Genomic DNA, 25,685 nt, shown 5'->3' on the forward strand with positions numbered 1-25,685 from the left:
GAAAACTACTTATGATCCGATTGTTGACCCTGACTGGGTGTTTGTTAAGTATTTCATTATCTGCACAATTGGCGTGGCCTTCACAAAGTTGGTCGTCTGCCGAAAATCTCACCGCACAAATGAGTGCTTCAGATTTGACCGATTTAAGTGGGATGCACTGGAATTCCCAAAATAATCGCTTGTATCTGGTCCAGAATAATGGAAAATTGCGGGTTTTGCACCTCGATGCATCGGACGGAACTTTTACTCAAATCTGCAATAAAAACATCGATGGCGACATCGAAGGAATTACCCAGGCTGACCTTTCTGAAAATGCCGTGTATGTAATTGACGAAGGAGGTTTCAAAATCCGGAAATATACCCATACGGCAAATTTTTCATCGGTTTCCGAAGTACGTCACTGGAATCTGCTCAACGATCCGTCTCCAATGAACGACACGGGGAACTATGGGCCGGAAGGCATTGTCTTTATTCCGGACAGCGCACTCCAGCAACTGAATTTCAAAAGTTCGGTGTCAGGTAGCCCATATACTTCGGTCAAGGGAATGGGCGGATTGATGTTCGTGGCCAATGAAACTCAGGGTTATGTTTGGGTTTTCGATCTGAATCCGTCTGTCAACAATGACTTTGCCTATGTTGGAAAATACAAGACTTCACGCGAAGAATCGTGTGAGCTGACTTTCGATGCCTCGACCAACCTGCTTTACATCCTGCATAACATAGATGACAATTATCTCGAAGTGACCGATTTGTCTTTTACGACAATTTCCGGACAGGCCAAATTCAACACCGTAGCCGAATATCACCTGCCTGATCCCACGGGTGATAACAACAACATAGAAGGTTTTGCCATGACTCCCAAATGTAATGATGCGAATCTGTCATATGCGTGGTTGTGCCGCGATGCAGAAAGCGATGAAGACGATGATGTGATTGAAGATGTCGTGCGTGTATTCAGCCTGTTCGATGCTGCCGGGACTTGTTTGCTCGGAACTGTCGATGCTGTAAACGATGCTGTAAACGATGCTGCTATTGCTGTCTATCCGGTGCCGGCACAAAACCGTATTTATTTCCGGAACGCAGGGGCACTTTCAGGTAAAACAGTTTCGGTTTTTGATCAGACAGGCCGTAACATGGGACATTTTCGCATAGATGCAGGGTCTATGGACATTTCTTCACTTTCAGTCGGAAGCTATCTTATTAAAATCGATACAGCCGGTGTCGAACCTGTAGTACGATTTGCTGTCCGATAATATGCATAGTAAAATCAGCCTATTTTTTTGCCGCCTGCTTCTTCAGGAATTTAAACAGCTTTTTCTCTTTTACAGACCATATGCCTTTTAACGTATAGAAGTAGATTTTAGCTGCGTTTTTCTCAGCATACAATATCGGTTCGCCCGACAGGTTTTCCGGTTTTGAAATCGCGGTATTGTCAAGCATGACCGCATTCGTATCGTGCTCGCTGAAAACTTCATCGCCGTGTCCATGGTGTTTCAAAGAACCCGATGGCAACAACAGAATCCCGTTCGAGGTAACGAAAAGATAATTTTCCCCTGTCAGCCCAAGCACTTTATAAATCTGGTTTTCCTTGTTGCCGACGAATGAAAACGTGGGTATTTCACCGAACGAATTGTCGTATTTCTTAAATGAGACATTATCGGGCATCATAACCCAAAGGTTGGACGAGGCATCGGCATATAGGTTTTCGACAAGGTTATCGGGCAGGCCGTGTCCGCTATGGGCTTCTTCGGCATAACGTACGGTTTTGGCTTCATCGGAAATTGGAATCTGGTATAACCCGATGTTCGTTCCCAGATACACATTCTTGTCCGGAGTCGAAAGCACACAGTAATTGGTCATCGCGTTCATCTTGGCGTCGAAACCGTTGGCATCGTTTTGTTTGTAAAGGCCTTTATAGGTTGTGGCAACCCATATTTTTCCTTCGGCATCCTGCGTAAGGCCGGCAATCGGTATATCTGCAAATTCGGTTCTGAGCAACGACAGATTTGTAAGATCATAAATCCGGACACCTTTATTCGTACCTATCCAAAGTTCGTTTCCTTTTATAAGTGACGTGTTTGCTTTCTGACCGAAATCCAGGATAGGATTGAGCGTGTTTTTCTTTGCACCCTCAAGCAATTCGTTGTCCCGCACGACATACGTCTTTTTTGAATCAAAAAGGATTGCGGTATACGGATTCTGTGCTTTTAAAACACAAAAAACAAACAAAAAAAGTGCGGTTGTAATTAAGGTAGGCCTTGTCATGATTCTAAGTTTTGAGCAAAAGAAATCATTCCTGTTTCGGCTTGCAACCATGTTAAGCAGAGTTAACCTAAAGAAAAGACTGAGGTAAAATGAGGTGGTTTTTATTGACCGAACCTTAACCGGGAGTTTTCAGCCAGGATACATTAATCGGCCAATTTTGCCTCAAACAACCAATTAGTATCATGATAAAAAAATTATTTTCAGTAGCGGCATTGCTGGTCATGGGATCAGTATTTGCGCAGGAAACAGGTCAGCCTAAACAGATGATCATGTTTATCGGCGACGGTTTCGGAACCTCGGCCAAAGTAGCGGCGCGAATGGCATTGGGCCAGGGAACTGATGGCAAACGTTTTACGGACGATGCCGGTTTCCACATCCTGTCTCTTGACAAGCTGGATTACCAAGGGTCTTTGACGACACACAGCCGCAATTCCTGGATTACGGATTCAGGACCGGGTGCATCTGCTTACGCTGCCGGTGTAAACGGTAAACTGGATAACGAAGCCATTTCGTTCAATGTAGGCGCAGGCGAATCTGTGGAAACCATCCTTGAAAAAGCCAAGAAGGCAGGTTATGCCGTCGGATTGATCACGACAACCCGTATCACTCACGCGACGCCAGCGACTTTCGGGTCACACATCTGGTTCCGCGACCTTGAAGATTATATCGCTTCACAATATATTTCGTCTACCGAAGCTCAGTACGAGGAAATCTACAACAACGCTTCATCTACGATCGCTCCTTATGATGCAGCCCGCGACTGGGAACTTCCTGCACCGAAAATAGGCGTTGAGATCGATGTGTTGATGGGCGGTGGCGCACGTCATTTCCTTCCGAACGCTTATGTGCAGAACGTAGTTGATGCGGCCGGAAACCAAATCCTCAACGGAAGCGGAAACCCGGTAACCATCACCGGAAAACGTACCGATATGGTCAACCTGATCGATATCGCCGCCACAAGAGGTTATGTGAACGTAAACAGCCGCGATGCCTTGTTGAACCTTGACCTGTCTCAGTTTACACCGGACAACGATGCGAAACTGATCGGTTTGTTCAATGCTTCACACGTGAATTACGAACAGGATCGCCAGATGAACGCTTCATGGGAACCATCGTTGCCGGAAATGACACAAATGGCAATCGAGGTTTTGAAAGCCAAAGGCGGCGCCAAAGGTTTCTTCCTTTTGGTAGAAGGCGGACGTATCGACCACCTGGAGCATGCCAACAGCGGTGGTATTACTGTAGTTACAGGTGATACCGGAAATATCTATACAGTCGATTCAGATAAACCTTCTTATGTCGGAGGCGGGGAAGCCATTTACGCTGTAACGCCAACGACTCCGCGTCATACAGATGTTTTCGGGTCTGATTACCTGATCAAAGAAGTATTGGCTTTCGATTATTCTATTGCACAAGCGCGCAAATTACTCAATGAGACAGATTCGGAGACATTGATCTTCAGTAGCTCTGACCACGAATGCGGTGGAACGGCCATCGTCGGTCTTCACGATTCTGCCAATGCACAGAACAACGGAACTTATGTAAGAACCTATGCCCTTGGGCCAAAACAGAACGGTAACAATGCGGCTTCAAGTGGTCCTGCTACAGCAACAACCAATGCAAACCCTGCAGGTGTGCAACGCGGTGATATCGATTTTGGGACGACTAGCCCTAACGGTTGGTATCCGAACTACACGACTTCTGTGTTCCAGGGAAGATCAGAAGAACCTTGGCCTTCTGTTTCAGTCGACGGACGCCGCATCGTAGTCGCATACGCCTCAAATCCATTGACGAACGGTAACGGGCAAAATGCAGGCGGAACGCCAGGAAACCATACACCTATGGACGTTTTTGTAGGTGCTGCGGATAACGTCGGCGGTACGTTCTCAAGCCAGATTTCAGGTCACGGACAGTTGGATAATACCTACCTGAACCATATCATGGAAGAATTCCTCATGGTAGACGACCTTGGCGTTGTAGATGGTACGGACAGACCGGCTCCAGGTTCCATGCAATTGTTCCCGAACCCGGCGTCCGGCTATGTGACGTTGGCTTTGGAACTCAACAATCCTAGTGCAATTTCTGTCGGGATCTATGATATGGCAGGCAGGAGAGTGAACCAGTTCAACCGTTCTGAATTTGCAAAAAGCTTCAACCTCGACATCAATACTTCAGGGTATACACGTGGGGTTTACGTAATCAACGTACAGACAGAAGAAGGCCAGTTTTCCAAAAAGCTGATCAAGAGATAAGCAACTTATTGCTAAAAAGAAAGGCCATCGTAACTGATGGCCTTTTTGTTTTATCAATAAACAATAAAAAATAATAATAACCAATATTACATTTCCACTTCAACCTGGTTGCGCAACAAATCCTCAAAAGTCTCGCGTTCACGTATCAGAATACCTTTTCCGTCTTTCCAAAGTACTTCGGCAGGTTTGAAACGAGAATTGTAATTGGACGACATCGAGAAGCAATAGGCTCCGGCGTTGCGGAATGCCAAAACATCACCTTCATGTATCTCGGCGATGCGGCGGTTGTTGGCGAACGTATCGGTTTCACAAATGTACCCGACGACGGTATAAAAGCGTTCTTTCCCTTTTGGGTTTGAAATGTTTTCGATGGAATGCTGAGATCCGTACAACATCGGGCGGATGAGGTGGTTGAATCCGCTGTCTACGCCGGCAAAAACAGTAGAAGTCGTTTGCTTTACTACGTTGACTTTGGTCAGGAAATATCCGGCTTCCGAAACCAGGAATTTTCCGGGCTCAAACGCCAATGCCAACGGGCGACCGTATTCTTTACAGAACTCATTGAAACGCTTTGATAATTTTTTGCCGAATTCTTCCACATTTGTTTCGATATCATCCTTTTTGTACGGCACTTTGAATCCGGAACCGAAATCAAGGAAATCGAGTTCTTTGAAATGGATTGCCGCTTCAAATAAGATCTCGGCAGCATAAAGGAAAACTTCCACATCGAGAATATCGGAACCCGTGTGCATATGGATGCCGTTGATGTGCATGCCGGTATTTTCGACGATGCGAAGGATGTGCGGCATCTGGTGTATCGAAATCCCGAATTTGGAATCGATGTGACCGACAGAAATATTCGAATTTCCGCCAGCCATAACGTGTGGATTGATTCGGATGCAGACTGGAACTTTCGGATGTTTTGCCCCGAAATGCTCAAGGACAGATAAATTATCTATATTGATTTGAACGCCCAATTTCGCCGCCATTTCAATCTCCTCGAACGAAACACCGTTTGGCGTGTAGATTATTTTATCTGCCGGAAAACCCGCGTAAAGGCCCAATTGGACTTCCTGTATAGAAACCGTGTCGAGACGCGATCCGAGGTTTTTGAGCAATTTAAGGATCGAGACATTCGACAACGCCTTTACGGCATAATGGATGCGCAGTTCGCCAACCTTGGAAAAAGCCTCCGTCAAGCGTTTATACTGGGCTTCGATCTTTGAGGCGTCGTACACATAGAGCGGGCAGCCGAACTCGTCGGCGAGCTGAAGAAGGTCTTTAGGTTGCATGTTCTTAATTTTTGCGCGAATTTAGGGATAATTAATAAGTAACGATTAACACCCGAGGGTTTTTAGCCGAACTGAGCGGAGCTAATTAATAATGAAGTCAGGTGGAATGGATTCAGAAGCAAAATGCTCGATTCATTGAAGTGCCTTTTTGGAAAGATCAATTTCGTCTTTAATCCGTTTTCGTATGTCTACTTTGGCTTCTGAAAACTCAAATATTGTAGTTCCGTATTCACGCGCGTTCTGATTCTCTATCTTCCCGTCGATTTTTGAGAACCTGAAATACGGAGCCGTCTGTTTTAATTCTGTATCTGAGGATTCGGCTTCCTTGACCCGGATGAGGTTCACATAAGGTTTGCCGAGTTCAAACCAGTTGATGTAATCGGCATTGAACGTAACGGCTTTAAGACCGGATTTTCCGTAGTGGTTTATGGCACCGGCCTGTCCGTAATTGTCGCAAAGTACAAGTGTATTGCCAGGTTCGGGCATATGTTGATACGTGCTGTCAACCTTGGCTGCGAGTTCCTTCCATCCGAGCATATCGGCGAAATCCTGAGGAAGGGCATGGTCTTTACCATCTTCCCATTTGAGCAGGCCGAGTTTTTTATATGTTTCGGGATTTGCCTTGATGTATTCCGGATTGCGGTTTGGAAAAGCGACGTTGTACAGCGGGATAAAAAGGAATAAGGGTAATGACATAAGGCCAAAGCGTACAACATTCACGGTTGTCGATTTCTTCCAACCTGAAATATAGACCGATCCGAAAGCAAGCAATATCGGATACAGGCCAATGGCGTAATATCCTTTAGCCTTCATCAGTACGAACAATCCGATACAAATGACAAATGCCCAGAACAGGAAACGATAGAGGCGGAATGGCCTGAATTTCCAAAATGAAACCAAAGCGCAAATCAATACGATTATACCGCCAGGGAAAAACAAAGGCTGGGCTTTAAGAAACCCGAGTCGACTGACGTTTTCCAGTTGCGTCCGCGACAATTCCTTCATGTGCCAGATTACGGGGAAATTGTTTTGGTATTGCCAGAATAGATTCGGGAGTATCAGCACGAATGCGAGTAATGCGGTAAGCCAGATTTCCTTTTGCAGAAAAATCTTTCTTTGGGAAGTCAGCAACATTCCGATGCCTAAACCTGCAGCCGGAAGCAGTATCGTGTATTTATTCAGAAACCCAATCGCAAAAACGACGGCACAAAAGAACAGCCACTTCTGCCTCTCAGATTTCACATAAGCAATCAGCCCAAAATACAGCGTCGTCCAACACAAAATTTCAAGCGAATTGGGTTGGAACAATCCGTTTACACGCAATAATACCGAAAGGGTCACGCAAGTGGAGGCGAGTAGCATCGCATACAGATTGCCTCCCAATATCTTTACCGTTTTCCAGACAATTACAACGGTCAAAGCACCCCAAAGCGCCGGAAAGAACCGCACCCAGAATTCCGAATTTCCCAGCAGATATATAATCCGCGACTGGAATGCCGTAGCCGGAGGAATCGAAATATAGCCCCACGTCAGGTGATTTCCCTGATCGAGGTGCAAAAATTCATCCCGGTGCAATTCATAAACCGGATTGGAAAGCCTGTACTGGAAAAGGAACTTGAAGACTACGAAGCCAAAAAGGATCGTGTTTTCAGACAGGCGTGAAACGGCCTTATTCAACAGAGATGGGCCTGATAAGATCATAGTGGTATCCGTTTGCCTGTCCGTCGGAAAGTTGCAGGTGTATTCCGGAAAGATCGTAGAAGAAACCGGTTACGCCATCGATGTCTATTTTATAGTTCCAGCCAGTTTCCGTCTGTACCGGATTGTCGTAAAGCGTATAGGTATAGGAACCTTCAGCTACAGGTAATCCGGGATATTCGACAGATGTATTGACAATCGTCAGCTGATTGGTTTGTGTATCGAAGGTCCAGAGAATGTCGTCTTCGGGGATTTCTATAATTTCACCTGCATCTGTATTTTCCATGACTTTTACCAGGCTCCACTCACCTGTAAGAGTGTCTGGATACGCTTTTCCATCGTCACTACAGCCTGAAATTAGGAATACTATTGTAAGAAGTGCAAGAAGTTTTTTCATCGGTTTGATTCTGTCTGGAGTTGCATTAGAGGTTGCAATATCGGTAAATTTCGCGTACTAAAAATCAGATTGGATTGCGATACATTTTAAGATTTTTACAGATTTCATGTAATTGAATATTGTCGGACTTGCTTATTTTAGACCTTCCAGGTTTAATAAACCTTGCGGATTTTTAAATTCTGGAAGATCTGAAAGACCCCGAAGGTTTGTTTTTATTTCAAAACATGATTTCCACCTCGTCGCCTCCAGATCAGATTTCCCTCAGCTTGCCCGAAGCCAAAACAAGTATCCATAATTAAAATCTTCCTGAAACGCTTATCCTAATTTGCCAAGTATTCCATCAAAACAATCCTGAAAAAAGCAGCATACGCTTGCCTGATATTGCATGTGAAGAATTGTTGTATTATTGGCCCCGGATCAAAATATTCAAAAATGACCCTTAGATATAGTTTAGAAATCGACGACTTTATTCAGTATCAATTATATACCGGATCGAAAAGTAGACGCGTAATAAATCAGAGACGAAAGAACTGGGTTGTTTTTGCCTTTTCGGTAGTGATCCTCAATTTGCTGATCAATTGGAACAAAGAAACCGGATACCTAGTGTTTTCACTTGGATTTGGTTTTCTGCTGATTGCGCTTTATCCTTTTTACCTGGGCTATTATTATAAAAGGCACTACGAAAAGTTTGTCCGCGATACCCATATGAATAAAGTTGGGATACTTACCAGGCTGGATTTTGATGAAGATTTTATTTATTCCACAGATGAAACAGGAGATTCTAAAATCTATTACACCAATCTGGAGACGATCAATGAAACCGCAGCTCATTTTTTTCTTAAACTGAAAACCGGCGAAAGTCTGGTGGTACCAAAACGGAAATTAGCTAATCCGGAAACTTTCGAGGTGGAATTACGGACCATTGAAAAGCGGTTCAATGTAACGCGCAATTCAGATTTGGAGTGGAAATGGAGTTAGCCATCAGAGATTAATGATAAAAGATTAATGATTACCGATTGACTGTTAAAAGTAACTGATTTACATGTGATATGACCATTGTTTCAGCTTTTACCAAACCCTAGCCCCGATGTAGTGAAAGCCTGTTGCGGCTGTGGCTCAATTTTTCCCGACAAAAAGAGGGACTAACAGAAGCTCCTTTTTGGCGTCGGAAAAACGTGGCACAGCAAGGCAGCTTGCAACGGGCAACGGGAACATGCTTCTTAATTAATAATTAATAAGTAATAATTAATAATTGGGGTGAAACCCTTATTTTTGCACTACTTTTTACAATAAAAACCACATCGAATGGACATACACGAATATCAGGGCAAAGAAATCCTGGCGAGTTACGGAGTAAAAGTACAACGCGGCCACGTGGCCAACAACGCTCAGGAAGCTGTGGCCATGGCCAAGCAACTGACTGCTGAGACCGGAACCGGATGGCATGTGATCAAAGCACAGGTCCACGCCGGCGGACGCGGAAAAGGCGGAGGCGTTAAGCTTGCCAAGAATTTACAGCAGGTTGAGGAAATCGCGGAACAGATCATCGGGATGCAGTTGATTACGCCTCAAACGCCACCCGAAGGTAAGAAAGTGAACAAAGTGCTTATTGCCGAAGATGTGTATTATCCGGGCGAGAGCGAGACCTCTGAATTCTATATGTCCGTTTTGCTGAACCGCGGAAAAGGCCGCAACATGATCATGTATTCTACCGAAGGCGGTATGGATATCGAAGAAGTTGCCGAGCACACACCGCATTTGATTTTCACGGAAGAGGTAGATCCATCTGTAGGCCTGCAAGGTTTCCAGGCACGCCGAATCGCTTTCAACCTTGGTTTGAGCGGAAACGCGTTCAAGGAAATGGTGGCTTTTGTTACCGCTTTGTATGCCGCTTATGTAGGTTGTGATGCAACGATGTTCGAAATCAACCCGGTTCTGAAAACATCCGATAATAAAATCATCGCGGTAGATGCGAAAGTGAATCTTGACGATAACGCTTTGTACCGTCACCCGAAATACGCTGAGATGCGCGACATCCGCGAAGAAAACCCAATCGAAGTGGAAGCGAAAGCTGCCGGTTTGAATTATGTCGACCTTGACGGAACCGTAGGTTGTATGGTAAACGGAGCCGGACTTGCGATGGCTACGATGGATTTGATCAAATATGCCGGTTACGAGCCAGCGAACTTCCTTGACGTAGGTGGAACCGCAGATGCGAAACGTGTCGAGACCGCTTTCCGTATCATTTTGAAAGACCCGAACGTAAAAGCGATCCTGATCAATATTTTCGGTGGAATCGTTCGTTGCGACCGCGTTGCCCAGGGTGTCGTGGATGCGTACAAAAACATGGGAGACGCTATCAAAGTGCCAATCATTGTCCGTCTTCAGGGAACCAATGCGGAAATCGCCAAGGAATTGATCGATAATTCAGGAATGCCGATCCATTCTGCTGTCCTGTTCCAGGAAGCTGCTGATCAGGTTAAGGCGGTGCTTGCTTAAGGAACGATTAACACCCGAGGCGCAGCCGAACTGTACGGAGCAAAGCGCAGTAAATTAATAATAATCCCGGTCTTGAAAAAGTCCGGGATTTTTTTTAACAAGCGATACATTTTTTATGTACTGGGTGTGTGGGGTAAATCGGTAGGTTTGGACCGGGTAGGTGTCAATGGGGCTCCCTACGGATTTCCGGATTTGGCGAGGTATATTTTTTTACTGCGCTTTGCTCCGTACAGTTCGGCTGCGCCTCGGGTTCAGTAAAAGATGTTAAAAATTTCTGGTTGGCCGATATTCACTGAATTCGGTCGCTTCCGCTTTTTTGTCCTGCGATTTTTTTCGCTACATTTAGGTAAACAGAATCATTAAATTCAACGGAATGAAAAAACTAATGTCATTTTGTGCCATAGCGTTGTTCTTTATCGCGGCTTCGGCATCGGCACAATCAGCTAAAGAAATAGTAGGGCAATGGCGCCTGGTCAGCGGAACGGACGCATCTGGAAAAGCGCTTGACGTAAAGGCCATGCACAAATCTGAAAATGTGTTCAACAAGTTCAAAGAAGACGGAACTTATATGCATGTCGCAGGTGCGAAAGTAGAGACCGGAACCTGGTCGCTTTCTCCCGATAACAAAAAGCTGACGGTTTCCATAAACGGGAAAACGACGGAATGGACGTTCGTTTCGTTCGGTGACGACAAGGCGACCATAACCGGAAACCCCGGAACGATGAATTACGTCAAGTATTGACGTTGTTTAAATAAAAAATCCCGGCTGTGAACCGGGATTTTTTTATGGATGTTGCTGCATCTTGGCAGGATCGTCGTAATTTACCATCCAGTTGATGCCGAACTTATCGGTCCACATGCCAAAGTACGCGCCCCAGAACGTATCTTCAAGCGGCATGTTGATGTGTCCGCCGGCAGAAAGCCCGTCAAAGATCCGTTTGGCTTCATCACGGCTTTCGGCATTAATCGAAAGGGAAACGTTGTTGCCTTTTGAAAAATGCGCCAGATAGTCGGACGGGCAATCGGAACCTAAAATGGTCATTCCGTCATCAGATACCAGGGACATATGCATGATTTTGTTGGCGTCGTCATTGGCGACTTTACCCTGTTCGGAAGGAGGCATGTCGCCGAATCGCCCCAGATAAGGAATTTCTCCGCCTAAAACGGATTGATAGAATAGGAACGCGGCTTCACAATCGCCGTCGAAGTTGAGGTAAGGAATGATTGCTGACATTTTTTGGATTTTTAGATTTTTGGAATTTTAGATTTTTGGATTTTTTATTCTGACTTTATCAGTTTTACAAGCGATTTTCCTCCATGTGACATTTTATAGACGGTCTCAATGGAGTTGCCGTCGATTTCAAACGTTTCTTTCCTTTTATTGGGGTTCAGGTATTTTTTCCATTTGTCACTTCGGTTCAGGCTGTCGATACGGAACCTTTTGTGGACCTCGGTCAAAATCAGCGAATCACCTTCTACAGTCCAGTTTCCGTTTACGATCATAGAGCAACTTTTCAGTTCATAGGTCGAGTCCGTATTGAGCTTAAGGGTTGTGCCGACAATCCATCCGTCGTAAGCAAAATACCGGTATGCCTTGGTAAAAAATGTTGGGCTTGTGCGTTTTATAAATTCCGGGAAGAGCTTGTTTTTCATCCTGACAACTAATCAGGGCGTGTACGCAAGCCAGTGTCAAAAATGCCGACAGCTTTTTCATCCCGACTTTATTTTCAATTCCCTTCAGTATATTTCTTAAAGTTATCGAGTATCGCCTGCCAGCCGCCGCGCTGCATCTCAATCGGATTCATGCTTTCCGGATCGAAGGTTTCGGTTACAAGCGTCTTTCCGTTTTGCCCTTCAAAAAGAATTTCGACTTTGCGGCCGTCGGCTATGGTATACGTGATTTTTTTGTGGTCGATGACTTCATCGTAAATACCTTCGAAATCGAAACTCATGGAACCGTCTTTGGCGGCCATGGTCGATGAAAATTTCCCGCCGGTCGTCGCGTCGTTCGTCGCTTTTGGGCAATGCCAGTCATCTGACGCGAATGCCCAGTTTACAATATGTTCCGGTTTTGTCCAGTAGTCCCAGGTTTTTTCCAGTGATGCGTCAACGGTTGCAGAAACGGTGATGGCCGATGGATTCATACGTGTGATTTTAAATTAGCAGCCCTAAAGTAAGTGAAATTTGTGAATTGGCGAATACGATTTCGTTTCGGCTGTATTACGTTTTTGTCGAATACCAGACTGCCGTTGTTCCGTGGGCTTCGAACTCATGTGAAAATGCCAGGCCGATTTTTTCCAGAACCTTGATCGATGCTATATTTTCTTTCAAAGCCCTTCCGATTATCTCATCCATCTTTAATTCCGTCAAGCCTATTTCGAGGCATTTCGATGCAGCTTCGGTGGCATATCCAGTATTCCAGAATTTTCTAAAAAACCGGAAACCAATGTCGCAGTTTCCATTTTCAAGTTTGAGCCCGCACCAACCGAGGAATTCGTCGTCCTGTTTGCGGATTACGGCCCATCGTCCCATTCCGGTTTTTTGATAGGCATCATAAGTTGAAATGAACTGAGCGGCTTCTGTTAAAGAAATAAAAGCGACGTCGCCTGTATATTGGATAACCAATGGATCATTATTCAATTCGAATAAAGATTGGGCATCTTTGAAAATGAATTCCCTCAGGTACAGCCGGGATGTTTGTGCGATGATTTTAAATGGCGTGTTTGGTGAATTCATAATTTATTCAATATCCGATAGCGACATTGTCCTGCATAAATAAGAATAAAATGTCGAAAGTTGTCCTGAACAAGTTACCCGAAATCACGATTGCCTTTTGGATAACAAAAATATGCGCCACCACTTTAGGCGAAACCGGTGGAGATTTGTTGGCCCAAACGCTGGATCTTGGTTATGTGCTGAGTTCGGTGATTTTTCTCTCTTTGTTTTTTGTCGCCTTCTTTATCCAGATTTCGGCTAAAAGATACAATCCGCTTATCTATTGGTTCGTAATCATAACCACAAGTACGGCTGGAACGACCATTTCAGATCTTATGGACAGAACCCTCGCATTAGGCTATGCAACGGGTGCGTCCATTCTGGCTTTGCTTCTGGTTTGCGTATTGAGCGTATGGAAGCTCAGCGAAAAATCACTTTCGGTAACTTCCGTGAGATCCGTAAAGGCCGAACGTTTTTATTGGGCAGCTATCCTGGTGTCCAATACGCTCGGGACGGCCCTGGGCGATTTTTTGGCCGACAATTCCGGACTTGGCTTTTCAGGTGGTGCCATGCTGATAGGTTCGTTGTTGCTGCTGATTGTCCTGGCGCATTATTTTACACGAATTTCCGGTGTCGTATTGTTCTGGAGTGCGTTTGTACTGACGCGTCCGTTTGGGGCGACATTCGGGGATTATCTTACCAAACCAATCGATAAAGGCGGCCTTGATGTAGGAACGACTCTGTCGTCTGCATTGCTTTTTTGCGTAATGGCAATCCTCGTTTGGCGTGAATACAAAACCGTTATAGGTAAAGAAAAAACAAGTTGATCAGTTCGCTTCGTTTAGTTTGAGCAGGCGGTTGACTTCTTTGATCAGCAATGGAAAAGCCGGATAGGGCATACCACCGTGGTCGTATCCGTCGAGTTCGAGCAATCGCGTCTGTTTGTGGCCGTTGATTTTCATCATACGCGCCAGGTAAGCGTTTTCCTCATACCGGCCCAGCATTTCCAGTTCGCGGTCGCCAGTGATGAGCAACAAAGGCGGTGCATCGGCACGGACGAAAAACAAAGGCGCATATTCGTCGATTGTGGGTTGGGTATCGGGAATGTTTTGTTCCTTTCTTTTGGTAAAGTGCGTCACGGTTTGTGCGCTGAACGGAATCAGTCCCGCAATTTTATTCGCGTCAATCCCATACGCCTGCAGGTATTTTTTATTCAGGCCGACCATCAGATCGAGATAACCGCCGGCCGAATGCCCCGACAGGAAAATCTTATCCGGATCGGCTCCGTTGTATTTCGAAATATTCTTGAACGTCCAGGCAATCGCGGCCGTGGCATCGTCAATGATATCGGCGACTTTTGCTTTTGGGCTAAGCCTGTATCCGACACCCACGATGGCAAATCCCTGATTCTTCAAAGCCTCCGGAATTTCTTTTTCGCCTCCTGTCAAACCGCCGCCGTGGAACCAGATGATCGTGGCTTTTGGTTTGGCATCGGTCGGATAATAGACGTCCACCTTGCATCGCTCCAGAATATACGCATCGGTTTTTTTGCCTTCGTAATAATCGATGCCCGTGACGGTTTTGTATGTCGTCTGTGCCAGGATCGTCGCGGGAAGCGCAATGAGCAAGAGTAGGATCAGCCGTTTCATTTTTTCTTCTTGATCGTGAATTTTACGTTCTCTACGGGGCTTTTCGGTTTGTCGTTGAATTTCTTAAACGGTTTTTTGGCCGATGGTTTTGCTGATGAAGCCGCCGGTTTGGATCCGGCAGGTTTCGCCGGTCGTTTGGGCGCGTCGTCCGACTTTGGCAATTTCGGCTGGGCTTTTACCGATGCGGCATTGGCAGCGATCACCTCACGCGGATTTTTCGGGTTCTCTTTGGTTCCGCGCAAATGGATGACCAGCCCGTTAAGGAAATTGCGCAGCACCTGGTCCCCGCATTCCATGAAATTCGGATGGTCTGCATTGCGGAACATATTCCCGATTTCACCCTTGGACATCCTGAAGTCCACGAGTTCCATTATTTCTACGATCTGGTCGTCGCGCAATTGGAGGGCGACGCGGAGTTTTTTGAAGATGTCGTTATTGTTCAAGACTGTATGTTTTATGTATTACGGCGGGTTGCACTTCGTTGGATTTGACTGCAGACTTCCGGCTTTGACAAAGTTAATGTATTGCTTCCAACTTTGATAGATTGAATTGGTCAGAAGGATTGGTTCGGTACTATTTGGATAAAAGACTGTCTGCCAATCTATACATCTGTTGACAGATTGCACAAAACGTTTATATTTGGATTTTTAGTCGTATGGCTGAATTAGCTATTGCTCAAAACGGATACATATCGCTTAATCCACTATATATAGAATAAACCTGGCACAGATGAAAAAACTTTACATTTCCATCATAATCCTTTTGACGTTGAACTCAAGATCCCAGACGGTTTCCACTTTTTTGGAGTCGAATGAAAATGTCCTGAATGCGCTGAACATCGAAGACAATGATCTCTATGCTGCGGGCTCAGGGCTTATCGTCAAAAAAAATATATCTTCGGCGGGTAGTTCTTTTACGTCCTCCTATATCGGAGGTTCGGGATACAGCGGGATATGTACGATAGGCGATGATACTTACATCTCTAAAAATTCGAACGGAGACCCCGGAATTTACAAATGGAACCAAAGCAATTCACAATTCCAGCTTGTGTTGAGCTCATCAACTGTTGGCGGACTGGCTCATCGGGGTGAAGAATTGTATACGCGAGATGTCGATCAAATCTTTAAGGTTGACTTCTCTACTACACCGGCCACACTTGTGGAAATAGCCAACAACCTTACGGGTACGACATTCTTTTCCAGATTGGGGCTGAAGATTTACGGTGACTACCTGTATGTGAAAGAACTATCTGGGATCTCGCGGATAGACCTCAATTCTCCGGATTATCAAAAAGAATTCGTGGTTCCCTGTACAGGGAACAGCTTTGTCAAAGCAGCTGATTCCGTTTTTTATGTAACCCAGGGCAATGGTGTAAATATCGTCGACTCGGGCTCAGGAACTTCGAGTTTATTGGTCAATCTTCCCGGTTTTATTGGCACAAACGATATTGTATTGAAGGATAATAGTTTGTTCGTTACGGCAATTGAAGGCAATTACGACCAGGTTGCACGCATCGATCTGGAGGATTTAAGTGTTATGGATACCGAAACCGGAAAATTTGTCGTGTATCCGAATCCTTCGCGTGATGTACTCAGAATAAAATCCCGGCAAAATCCCGAATCGGTTTCCATTATAACCCAGAACGGACAACTTGTAAAGACTTTGCCATTGCAATCGGACCAAATCGATATCTCCGGTCTTTCAAAAGGCATCTATTTTATAAAATGCGGGGACAGTTACAGCCGGTTTGTCAAAGAATAAAATTTTTGTACACGATTTCCGGAAGCGCTGATTTCCAGAATATTTATTTTCCTTCCAACCTTTTGTGCGTTTTTGGCATCTGTACAAAAAAGATGTGGCAATTGCTATTGTGGACTTTTAAAAATCCACAGTTCGCATATCCACAAAAAAAACAGATCATGTACAGACCAAATGCCTTATTCCGAATTTCACTCGGGATATCCCAACAACAAATGGCCACGCTGCTCAATGTGGGCAGATCGCTTTACACGATGTACGAACTCGGCAAGCGCAACCTGCCTGAACCTGTGACAAAAAAACTGATTGGCCTCAAGGCAGGAATGGAGAGGCAGGCAATCCAACTCAAAAAACCGACACCATTACAACAAAAGCAATGGCGAAAGCACCTCGAAAAAAAACGGGCTGAAAACAAAAACCGGCGTGACATCCTGGCGTATCATATCTCGAAAGCCCAAGACCGGCAACAGATGAATGATACGCGTGAAAATCTGGTCGGGATGCTTAAAAAGCGGGCATCGAAAAAGCGACATGAGATAGAAACAGTGAAGTCTATTGCGGTGGCTGTGACTGAGATGCAACGGGATTGGATGCGGCTGGAAGAACTGAAGCGGACGCTGAATATTTTGGAATTTGAGCGTGGGGATTTGGAGCAGCGGTTGAAAGTTTTGGAGGGTGGGTAGGGGGGTGACGTTGGGTTGAGAAAAAATAGTTATGTTTGTATGTGGGATAAAAAAATATTGATTAGCTATTTATATTAAATGAGTAAACCAAAAATTTTTATCAGTCATATTAGTGAAGAATCCGGATTCGCTAATAATCTAAAAGAATGGATAGATGATACTTTGTTGGGGGGTATTGATTTGTTCGTAAGCAGTGACGATGGGTTGAGTATACCTTTGGGATCGGAGTGGTTGGAACGGATAAGAAAATCTCTAGAAGACTCTACTATAATGCTAGTCCTCATTTCGCATCAAAGCAAAAATCGAAAATGGATTTATTTTGAATCTGGCGCTGGCTACATTAAAGGAATTCCAGTTATACCTATTTGTATAGGAGGAATAAGTAAAAATGAATTGCCGATTCCGTTAAATGCTCTTCAGGCAATAGTATTGCCTAATTTTGATAATGAAAAAAAACTAATAGATTTGATAGCTAAAAGTGCGGGTTTAAAGACGCCTAAATCTATTAGTCAACTTGAATTTCCAAAGACAAAAATAGATGAGATCATTCCACCATTAACACCAATTCCAGCTATAAATATTTCCTTTTTGGAAATGGCTAATCTTCAGAAAGCACTAATAAATTTGATTAATTTTTTTGTAAAGAATGGTCTTGCAAGAAATGAAAGTTTCACCCTCACTGAAATTGAAGAAATGACTAGTGTTAAAAAGGAAAGGAAGAGAAAATATTTACTCAACATACTTGAAAAAATGTTGGAGCAAAAATTAGTTGAAAAGAGTAAAGAAAATCAAAAAACGTATTGGAGAATTACTGCAAAAGGAGAGGAAGAATTTAAAAAAATAAAAGAAGATATAGGCTCATCCTAATCGACCAGTTTAACGTCCGGAAGTAGACGAAGGAGAAAGCCTATACCCTCGAGCATTGATTAATCACGGGACTTTGAAAAAAAATCATCTTTCTGTAGCCAAGCGGAGAAAATTTTTGATCTGCTTAAAAACACCGATGTTGCAAGGACTAAATCCTTTTTCCTAAAATTCATTTTAACGATTGTTTTCATGATTAAAAAATTTTGATTAAAAAATGCCCGGGGGTATAAGCCAACGGGATATACTCACCCTGAGTATACAAGACAAAGATATAAGTATATTCGCGTGGTTTAACAATATGTGTATATATTTAACAAATAATTAGTTCATAACGCACAATAAAATCATGAATTTGTGAATAACAAATAATTTTTCGTGTGGTAGAGAAAGATGATATCGCAACTATGGAAAATTTTAAATTCAAAAATTTTGTCAATTTCAATAAAAATGAAGTGTCTTACAGAGAAATTGAAACTTTTGTCCTTTCTCTATTGGAACTAAAATTGAAAAAGGACAGAAAAAAGTTTACAAAATATGTAAAGGAGGAAATTTTATTCAATGACGGGAAAAAGTTTTATTTCGAATTCGACGGCGTGGCAGCAGATGGAATAGATGATTTGGAAGGGCCTACAATAGTCGAATTCAAGAGATCATTTTCAGAATCGCTTTTTGATTTTATTCAGGAATCCTATAAGTTTTACCCTGCCTATAGATCTGTTCTTTTAATAACTTCGTCAACACTCACCTCAGAAGAAAAGAAATATTTTGTAGAACTTAGTAAAAAGTTACCTCAAAATTTTGCAATCAAAATTTGGGATTCTAAAGAGATAATTAATTTGTCAACTGAATTTCTTGATGAATCCACAAAACTTATTAATAACTTAGGAAAAGAAGTCTTGAAATCAACCGTTGAGATTGCTTCGAAATCTATTAATTGGAAGCAAGAACGAGATGGATTGATTAATAATCTGAACCAATCTTTTAAAAATGATGAGATTGTTTTTTTTCTAGGTTCCGGAGTATCTAAGGATGCGGGCTTACCGGCTTGGGATGAATTACTGCGAAGTCTCAATATTTCTATAATAGAAAGTAAAGTTCCGTTTAAACTAAATAGTTCACAGAAAGAAGAAATTATAAAGGTACTCACTAAGCTTCAGGAAGGTACTCCATTAGTAACAGCTTCATATATTAGAAAAGCCTTGGATGAAGGTTTTTTAGATGAAATAAGAAAAGCGCTCTATGCAACAGTAAAACCTTTAAGCGAACAGAGACAGCTAAGCACAATAGCCACAGCTTCAAGACCCTTAATAGGTAAATTGGGCGTCAAAGCATTAATTACCTATAATTTTGATGATTTACTCGAACAACATTTGGAAAAACAAAATATAGATTATAAAAGTATTTACAGGGAAGGTGATTTTGAAATTCCCACCAAAAGACCTATCTATCATGTTCACGGGTTTGTTCCCAGTAAGAAGGAAAAATATTCAGAATTAGATCGCGCCATTTTGGTTTTTGCAGAAGATGGATATCATACTTTACAAAACGATCCCTATTCTTGGTCGAATTTAGTTCAGTTAAAAGCTCTTAGGGAAAGTACATGTGTATTGATAGGGTTATCTGGAATTGATCCGAATTTGAGGCGATTATTCAGCAATTTTTCAAAACGTTATGATGGTTGTAAACATTATATTTTATTACAAAGGCAATTGATTGATACATCTACTTCACTTTCAACAGATGAATTTGAGCAATTTTCAACATTACACCATAAACTTCAGGAAGGGGTTTTCAGAGAACTCGGACTTAAAGTTATTTGGTATGAAGGGCATGACGATATTCCGGCTTTGATTAAGAACATTACGGAACTTTAATTAGCTTGCTGCCATAAATACTTAAAGCATTTTGCATTTGCCTCATAGACCCTATTTTTCCTATGGACAGTCGTCACCAAAATCATCTCATACAATTATGATTATAAAATTCCAATTTTTTCCATCCTAAAGATTTCAAAAAATTAATTCGTTTTAAATCGCGGGTAGACATTTCGAATAATAGCCTGTATATTTGTCATGCTAATTACATACAATTTAACTTTGCACTAATAAATCTGAAACCGATGTTTTAACTTGATCAATCGGTTTGTTTTCTGGAGTTTGGACAATTAGAACCATAATTAGTAAAAATGCTCCTGTATTCCAGCAGTAATTGACTATTCGCCTTATTAATATTCATAGCTCTGAGGCTACTATTAATAATGAAAGTATCCAAAAAAAATACGATAAATGATTCAAATCACTAAAAATAAAATTCTTTATTCAGTTGTCAGTTGTCTATTTCTTTTGATTTCCTGTTCGGAAGATGATAATGTAAAAAATCCTATAGCAATTAACATCAACGGGACACAAAAAATCTTTTCAGCCGAAGTATTTTCTCCTCATATGAACCAATATGGAATTTTTGATACAGCTATTGTAGCAAGAAATCCGGACAACAGCAATGAACTTGTTCAATTTTCTGCCCCATTGGGACAAGAAGGAGAAAATATTATTACAGAATTTCTCTATAAACAAAATGAGCTTACCTGTTATGCTGGTCAGGATTTCCAGACAAATGTAGAAATGCACAACAACCTAAAATTTAAAGGAAGCCTTGAAGGCATTATAGTCATAGATGGCTCACAAAAACATATTGAGATCCGCTTTGATGTGGATATGGAATAGTTTTCTTTACGGGACAGATTGGTATTGGAATACTGGCGGGGTATATATCGTAAGTTAAATCGATGGAAATAAATTGTCATTAATAATTTCGTCAAACAATAAATCAATGATAATTCGATAGACGCGATAGTTATTTTTACATATCGTTTTAAGTATATTTATAACTATGCGGAAAGCAATCAATCGGAACTATTTGGTGATTTGTCTGCTGATACTGACACAATGTAGCATCGCACAATCCATCGAAGCAAAATTTCGGCACAAGTTGGATTCCGTTTACAAATCGAATCCAGAAAGCGTCGGCATCCTGATCCATGTCGAATCTCCGGATAAAAACATTTCCTGGTCTTTGGGCGTCGGTTACGCGGATAAAAATTCCAAGGTCGCCACAGATAAAGACCAGCCGGCCTTATTGGCAAGCAATACCAAGACCTATGTTGCGGTTACCATCCTCAAACTTATTGAGAAGAAAGAACTTGAGCTGAATCAGCCAATCCGGGATTTGATCAGCAAAAAGTCAAAGGCACTTTTTGAAAAAGCGGGTTATGATTTACAGGCCATTTCAATTAAAAATTTACTTTCGCATACTTCCGGGATTACAGATTATGTAGATGACGCCTACTTTGATTTGGTCAATACGAATCCGAATCATCAGTGGACGAGGGACGAACAGATCGAACGCTCATCGAGACAACCGAAACCTGCCGATGGTGCCGGAAAAAAATATCACTATTCAGACATCAATTATCTGTTGCTGACGGAAATAATCGAAGGCAAGACCGGTGAACCGTTTTATTCTTCCATCCGAAAAATCATCGATTTCCCAAAACTTAAACTGGAATCGACCTGGTTTATAAATCTGGAAAATCCACCGGCCTACAGTAAACCGCTTGCCCATCAATATTGGGGCAAGTACGATTGGGATTCGTATCACCTCAATCCGTCCTGGGATTTATTCGGCGGCGGCGGCATTGTTTCGACAACCAAAGATTTAGCTTTGTTTTTCCAGCAGCTTTTTGAGGGTAAAATAATCAACAATCGGGAACTGCTTGCTAAGATGTCGCGGTTTGTCCTCGATAAGGAAAGTTCGCGTTACTGTTTGGGCCTGATGAATATTTCGTTCAAAGGAATGACAGCATATTATCACGGCGGATTCTGGGGAACAGATGTAATGTATGTGCCCGAACTGAATACGACGATATCCGTTTTCACCCTTCAGAAAGATAAAAGAGATTTGAATGCCGCACTCAGTTATGAAATTTTGAAAATCATTAAAAGTGAAAATTAAATCGGCGTACGATAGCTGCATCACTGTCATCCAAAAATGAAAAAACTCTTATTCCTTGTCCTGCTGGTTTTCGGATTTGCATCTGCCCAGATTTCCCGTTCCTATATCGATGCCAATGACCCAATCGTCAATAAAGCCGTAGATTTCTATGTTTCCTACATCGGGCAATTCAATCAGGACGATGCGGTCGATTATGCCAAATACTGGTCGGCGGAATCGTGTGCCGCGTTCAGGAACCCCGATCTTGCCGTCTTTGCCATATCAGATACATACCCGACCTATCGATTGGGTGTCCAGACTACGATTTACTACGCCAAAAGAATCCGTGAGCACGTGCTGATCAAATCAGTTCTGTCATACAGGGCTGAAGATTCCACCAATACGGTGTATGCCATCCTGGATCATTATATAAAGATTCCGTCGGGTGGGGAAACTTTTAAATTTACTGCTCCTTTGGTTTTGAACAAATCGCAATACCGCGAGAAACGTTTCGGGAACATCGATTATCATTTTCCTGCAACCACATCGTTCGATAAGCGAAAAGCAAAGCAACTCCAGACCCAACTTGCCACAATATTAAAAGCCTGGGGATTTATGCCGGTCGGTATCTCGTATTATTTTACGCAATCGGCAGAAGAAATGTCGGCCATGAGAGGATTCGAATATAAATACGGGGATGAACAACAAACGCCAAGCGGGATTTCATATCCAGAAGACAGATTGATTTTTTCAACCGGAAGCGGCGAGGACAACCTGCACGAAGTCCTTCACGTTTACTTCAACCCAATGTATGTCACCTCGCCTGTAAACCATGCGCTGATTTATTATCTCGCCGGCGGATTGGGCCATGATTTCCAGTGGTTCATCAATCGCATGGACGAATATCTGCAAAAATATCCCGAGACGAATCTGTCCCAATTCGATACCATAGAGCCTAAGGACATTATGCTCCATATCGATTTTACAGTTTTGGGTATCATCTGTAAAATGGTCGATGAAAAAGAAGGTGTAGCAGGGTTAAAAAGATTGCTTGGATATGAAACCGTGGATGCATTGTTCCTTAAGGAATTCAATTTGGAAAGGAAGGATTGGGATGCTTTTGTGAGAGAGAAAATAAAGCTGTATCGGAAATAGTCAGTTAATTACACAATTAAAGTACTGCGCAATGTCTTTTCAGCAAAAGCGTTACTGATATGAAGTTGTGGCAATTTAGTTTGTGGACTTTTAAATGTCCACACATCAAATCTCCACAAAGCGATCTAAGCAATCCCGAATCGAAATCTATCAACGATATGATGCAAAAGATATTTCTCATCAAAAAAATCCTTCCGCTTTATTTCGTATTGCTTCTCGCGGGTTGCCACAAAAGCCCTAAAGCCGAATTGCTCGCGACAACCAAAATCGACTCAATTGCATCGGTTGCACAATTGCGGGAATTCGTTACGTCCATCGATTCGACATACGACCTATATTCCTACGACAGCATTTCAGATTTCCGTTTGAAATATGAATCTGCAGGTTATTGTCCGGTACTGGCCGATTCGGCGCACATGGACAAAAATTTTTTAAAAGCCGATTTCGACAATAACGGATATAACGATCTGTTGGTAGTAGCCCGCTATAAAGATTACAGCCTTAGCTTATTTACGGTTTTCGGATACAAGGATGCATACCGGGTCAAGTCGATGACCGATGGTTCTATGGATGATTGCAGGTATCCGCAATTGGTGGCGATAGATGGGCTACCGGCACTGAACCTGTTTTTTTATGAGAGAAATAGCTTGACGGATCGCGGCATACAAAAGAAAAAGTTGGTTTATAAATACGGCGGCTTTATCGAATACAATCCGAACCCCAAAAAGCACCGGATACAAAAAATACTGATCCAGGTTTGGCCCTGTTTCGGGAAATGCCCCTTTTTCAAAATGGAACTAAACGCCGATAAGTCTGCGTGCCTTGAAGCGATAAATTATAATTATAAAGTGATTAAATTCCCGGAATTTTCGGGCGAGATCAGGGGTGTGTTCACCACAAATATAAAAGACAAAGATTTCGGCGGATTCATCGATCTTGTCAATTACCTGGATTTTGAAAACCTGAGGGAAGAATATACTGTGATGTATTCCGACGCGGCCTCGGTAGACATAGAAATTACGTACGATGATGGTAAGGTAAAAAAGATACACGACTATGGCACGGTTGGGACATACGGCCTTATTCGGTTATATCAGATAACGGAAGAACTACGGTTCAACCAAGACTGGAAACCGGTTCAGGCAGAAGCTCAAAAACCATAAGTTTTCTAAATCTATAATACCCGATAATTCAGAAGCTGATACAAAAAAGAGCAATGGTGAATTAAAACAGCCACTTCACGGCTCTCCCAAAATTCTCCCGCCACAATTTCTCATTATGCTCACCGCCCGGAACTTCGACTTCTTTTGTCAGGTTGAGGCAATCGCATCTGTTCTTAGCGACTACTGAAACCATTTTGCGCATATCCGGAACCATTTCCTTGCTTTCGTTGTCGCCGCATAAAAAGTACATTTTCGCTTTGGTCTTTGGCGCTTTTTCCATCATTTCGTACACTTGCGGGGAGAACCAGAACGAGGGCGAAAAAATCCCGGCCTTAGAAAATACATCCGGATATTTGAGCAGGGCGTAGAACGAAACCAATCCGCCGAGCGAACTTCCCATGATGCCCGTAAATTTCTTTCCGGATTTGGTCCGATAGGTCGCATCGATTTTGGGCTTCAGGGTGTTGACAAGAAAATCAAGGTATGAGTCAGCTTTGCCACCTCCGTATTTTTTATGCGGATACGGCGTCAGTTCGTCTATGCGTTTGTCGCCTCCGTTTTCAATCCCGACTACTATAAGCGGAAGCTTGAGGCTGTCGAGGGTTTCATCTACATTCCATTCACCTGCGAACGATGTCGATGCATCGAACAAATTCTGTCCGTCGTGGATATACAGCACCGGATATTTTTTATCGCCAGCTGCATAATCCTTTGGCACATATACCCAAATTTTGCGTTGGCCGCCCAATTGAGGCGCGTCGATTGAAAAAGAAGAAACGGTTGGGCCGGCGGTGCTTTGTGAATGGGCAGGAATCAAGGTGAGCCCCAAAAAAAGGAATAAAAGGAAACGCATAAAAGAGTTTGGCAGGATTTAATATCTTTAGCTAAAAGTACTACAATATGACCAACTACGAAGAGAAACTCGCACTTTTGATGGACATGATCGCGTTCTCTGTGGTCGATGGGCAGCTCGATCCGCGCGAGTATCAGTTCCTTTCGTTGATTTCGGCCGAGTTGGGTGTCGATAAAGAAACGCTTGACGAAATGTTCCACCGCGAGCCTGAATCGCCAGTCATTCCATCGGAACACCAACGTATCCACCAGTTTTATCGGTTGGCGCTGCTCATGCATATCGATGGGAAACTTCATATAAAGGAACAGGAAGCTATCCATAACATCGCACTCCAGATGGGGCTGAGCCCTAATGCCACCAACAGGATCCTGAACCTGATGGAAGAAACCGAATATAAGGTGCTCGACCCGAATGTGGTGTTCGGGATTTTTAAGCAACAGCAGAATTAA

At 43.0% G+C, this 25,685-nt stretch carries 26 protein-coding genes; 15 read left to right on the forward strand and 11 right to left on the reverse strand.

Annotated features, from left to right (window positions below):
- The first annotated feature begins 11 nt into the window (after positions 1-11).
- Positions 12-1,253 (forward strand): T9SS type A sorting domain-containing protein, encoded by a 1,242-nt coding sequence (locus G6047_RS07610; RefSeq protein WP_169526974.1) that lies wholly within the window; start codon positions 12-14, stop codon positions 1,251-1,253.
- 19 nt (positions 1,254-1,272) lie between these two features.
- Here the strand turns inward: G6047_RS07610 and G6047_RS07615 are convergent, their stop codons facing one another.
- A complete protein-coding gene (locus tag G6047_RS07615) occupies positions 1,273-2,265 on the reverse strand; it encodes a hypothetical protein (protein WP_169526976.1) in 993 nt (330 codons plus the stop codon).
- 182 nt (positions 2,266-2,447) lie between these two features.
- On the opposite strand from G6047_RS07615, the gene G6047_RS16905 reads away from it, so the two are divergent.
- Entirely contained in the window at positions 2,448-4,517 is a 2,070-nt protein-coding gene (locus G6047_RS16905; RefSeq protein WP_169526978.1) for an alkaline phosphatase, read from the forward strand.
- Between the two features lie 86 nt (positions 4,518-4,603).
- Here the strand turns inward: G6047_RS16905 and lysA are convergent, their stop codons facing one another.
- The 3 genes from lysA to G6047_RS07635 all read right to left on the reverse strand — a co-directional run bounded on the left by lysA (position 4,604) and on the right by G6047_RS07635 (position 7,904).
- Positions 4,604-5,809, reverse strand: a complete 1,206-nt coding sequence (lysA, locus tag G6047_RS07625) for a diaminopimelate decarboxylase (protein WP_169526980.1) — start codon at positions 5,807-5,809, stop codon at positions 4,604-4,606.
- 132 nt (positions 5,810-5,941) lie between these two features.
- Positions 5,942-7,510 (reverse strand): glycosyltransferase family 39 protein, encoded by a 1,569-nt coding sequence (locus G6047_RS07630; RefSeq protein WP_169526982.1) that lies wholly within the window; start codon positions 7,508-7,510, stop codon positions 5,942-5,944.
- Positions 7,479-7,904 carry a membrane lipoprotein lipid attachment site-containing protein gene (locus G6047_RS07635; RefSeq protein WP_169526984.1) on the reverse strand — a complete coding sequence of 142 codons (426 nt, stop codon included), beginning with the start codon at positions 7,902-7,904 and terminating at the stop codon, positions 7,479-7,481. The genes G6047_RS07630 and G6047_RS07635 overlap by 32 nt, the downstream gene beginning before the upstream one ends.
- A 432-nt stretch (positions 7,905-8,336) precedes the next feature.
- Between G6047_RS07635 and G6047_RS07640 the strand changes: the two genes are divergently transcribed.
- From G6047_RS07640 to G6047_RS07650, 3 genes are all read left to right on the forward strand, one after another.
- Complete coding sequence (locus G6047_RS07640; protein WP_169526986.1) at positions 8,337-8,882, forward strand: YcxB family protein; 546 nt, start codon at positions 8,337-8,339, stop codon at positions 8,880-8,882.
- Positions 8,883-9,209: 327 nt separating this feature from the next.
- The gene (gene sucC, locus G6047_RS07645; protein ID WP_169526988.1) at positions 9,210-10,403 is read left to right on the forward strand and encodes an ADP-forming succinate--CoA ligase subunit beta; all 1,194 of its coding nucleotides are present in this window, start codon (positions 9,210-9,212) and stop codon (positions 10,401-10,403) included.
- A 373-nt stretch (positions 10,404-10,776) separates the two neighbouring features.
- The gene (locus G6047_RS07650; RefSeq protein ID WP_169526989.1) at positions 10,777-11,145 is read left to right on the forward strand and encodes a lipocalin-like domain-containing protein; all 369 of its coding nucleotides are present in this window, start codon (positions 10,777-10,779) and stop codon (positions 11,143-11,145) included.
- 42 nt (positions 11,146-11,187) lie between these two features.
- Here G6047_RS07650 and G6047_RS07655 read toward each other — a convergent pair whose 3' ends face one another.
- From G6047_RS07655 to G6047_RS07670, 4 genes are all read right to left on the reverse strand, one after another.
- Positions 11,188-11,637, reverse strand: a complete 450-nt coding sequence (locus G6047_RS07655; protein WP_169526991.1) for a VOC family protein — start codon at positions 11,635-11,637, stop codon at positions 11,188-11,190.
- Positions 11,638-11,681: 44 nt separating this feature from the next.
- Positions 11,682-12,056 carry a hypothetical protein gene (locus G6047_RS07660; protein ID WP_169526993.1) on the reverse strand — a complete coding sequence of 125 codons (375 nt, stop codon included), beginning with the start codon at positions 12,054-12,056 and terminating at the stop codon, positions 11,682-11,684.
- A gap of 74 nt (positions 12,057-12,130) precedes the next feature.
- A complete protein-coding gene (locus G6047_RS07665) occupies positions 12,131-12,547 on the reverse strand; it encodes an SRPBCC family protein (RefSeq protein WP_169526995.1) in 417 nt (138 codons plus the stop codon).
- A 76-nt stretch (positions 12,548-12,623) separates the two neighbouring features.
- Positions 12,624-13,139: a GNAT family N-acetyltransferase gene (locus G6047_RS07670; protein WP_169526997.1), complete on the reverse strand. Its 516-nt coding sequence runs from the start codon at positions 13,137-13,139 to the stop codon at positions 12,624-12,626.
- 50 nt (positions 13,140-13,189) lie between these two features.
- Between G6047_RS07670 and G6047_RS07675 the strand changes: the two genes are divergently transcribed.
- Positions 13,190-13,945: a COG4705 family protein gene (locus tag G6047_RS07675; protein WP_211165402.1), complete on the forward strand. Its 756-nt coding sequence runs from the start codon at positions 13,190-13,192 to the stop codon at positions 13,943-13,945.
- Here the strand turns inward: G6047_RS07675 and G6047_RS07680 are convergent, their stop codons facing one another.
- Together G6047_RS07680 and G6047_RS07685 are read right to left on the reverse strand one after the other, a co-directional pair.
- Positions 13,946-14,767 (reverse strand): alpha/beta hydrolase, encoded by an 822-nt coding sequence (locus G6047_RS07680; RefSeq protein ID WP_169526999.1) that lies wholly within the window; start codon positions 14,765-14,767, stop codon positions 13,946-13,948.
- Positions 14,764-15,210 (reverse strand): DUF1456 family protein, encoded by a 447-nt coding sequence (locus G6047_RS07685; RefSeq protein WP_169527000.1) that lies wholly within the window; start codon positions 15,208-15,210, stop codon positions 14,764-14,766. The genes G6047_RS07680 and G6047_RS07685 overlap by 4 nt, the downstream gene beginning before the upstream one ends.
- A gap of 286 nt (positions 15,211-15,496) precedes the next feature.
- Between G6047_RS07685 and G6047_RS07690 the strand changes: the two genes are divergently transcribed.
- The 8 genes from G6047_RS07690 to G6047_RS07725 all read left to right on the forward strand — a co-directional run bounded on the left by G6047_RS07690 (position 15,497) and on the right by G6047_RS07725 (position 24,383).
- Positions 15,497-16,528, forward strand: coding sequence for a T9SS type A sorting domain-containing protein (locus G6047_RS07690; protein WP_169527002.1), 1,032 nt, complete (start codon positions 15,497-15,499; stop codon positions 16,526-16,528).
- Positions 16,529-16,686: 158 nt separating this feature from the next.
- A complete protein-coding gene (locus tag G6047_RS07695) occupies positions 16,687-17,208 on the forward strand; it encodes a helix-turn-helix domain-containing protein (RefSeq protein ID WP_169527004.1) in 522 nt (173 codons plus the stop codon).
- A 78-nt stretch (positions 17,209-17,286) separates the two neighbouring features.
- Positions 17,287-18,075 (forward strand): toll/interleukin-1 receptor domain-containing protein, encoded by a 789-nt coding sequence (locus G6047_RS07700; RefSeq protein ID WP_169527006.1) that lies wholly within the window; start codon positions 17,287-17,289, stop codon positions 18,073-18,075.
- Between the two features lie 377 nt (positions 18,076-18,452).
- Positions 18,453-19,949 (forward strand): SIR2 family protein, encoded by a 1,497-nt coding sequence (locus tag G6047_RS07705; protein WP_169527008.1) that lies wholly within the window; start codon positions 18,453-18,455, stop codon positions 19,947-19,949.
- A gap of 411 nt (positions 19,950-20,360) precedes the next feature.
- A complete protein-coding gene (locus G6047_RS07710; protein WP_169527010.1) occupies positions 20,361-20,798 on the forward strand; it encodes a hypothetical protein in 438 nt (145 codons plus the stop codon).
- 166 nt (positions 20,799-20,964) lie between these two features.
- Positions 20,965-22,086 (forward strand): serine hydrolase domain-containing protein, encoded by a 1,122-nt coding sequence (locus tag G6047_RS07715; protein ID WP_169527011.1) that lies wholly within the window; start codon positions 20,965-20,967, stop codon positions 22,084-22,086.
- 36 nt (positions 22,087-22,122) lie between these two features.
- Positions 22,123-23,220, forward strand: a complete 1,098-nt coding sequence (locus G6047_RS07720; RefSeq protein WP_169527013.1) for a hypothetical protein — start codon at positions 22,123-22,125, stop codon at positions 23,218-23,220.
- 158 nt (positions 23,221-23,378) lie between these two features.
- A complete protein-coding gene (locus G6047_RS07725) occupies positions 23,379-24,383 on the forward strand; it encodes a DUF6438 domain-containing protein (protein WP_169527015.1) in 1,005 nt (334 codons plus the stop codon).
- A 61-nt stretch (positions 24,384-24,444) separates the two neighbouring features.
- On the opposite strand, the gene G6047_RS07730 is transcribed toward G6047_RS07725, so the two are convergent.
- A complete protein-coding gene (locus G6047_RS07730; RefSeq protein WP_169527017.1) occupies positions 24,445-25,236 on the reverse strand; it encodes an alpha/beta hydrolase in 792 nt (263 codons plus the stop codon).
- Positions 25,237-25,283: 47 nt separating this feature from the next.
- Between G6047_RS07730 and G6047_RS07735 the strand changes: the two genes are divergently transcribed.
- Complete coding sequence (locus G6047_RS07735; RefSeq protein ID WP_169527019.1) at positions 25,284-25,685, forward strand: tellurite resistance TerB family protein; 402 nt, start codon at positions 25,284-25,286, stop codon at positions 25,683-25,685.

Source organism: Flavobacterium silvaticum (assembly GCF_012911565.1).
Classification (GTDB): Bacteria; Bacteroidota; Bacteroidia; order Flavobacteriales; family Flavobacteriaceae; genus Flavobacterium; species Flavobacterium silvaticum.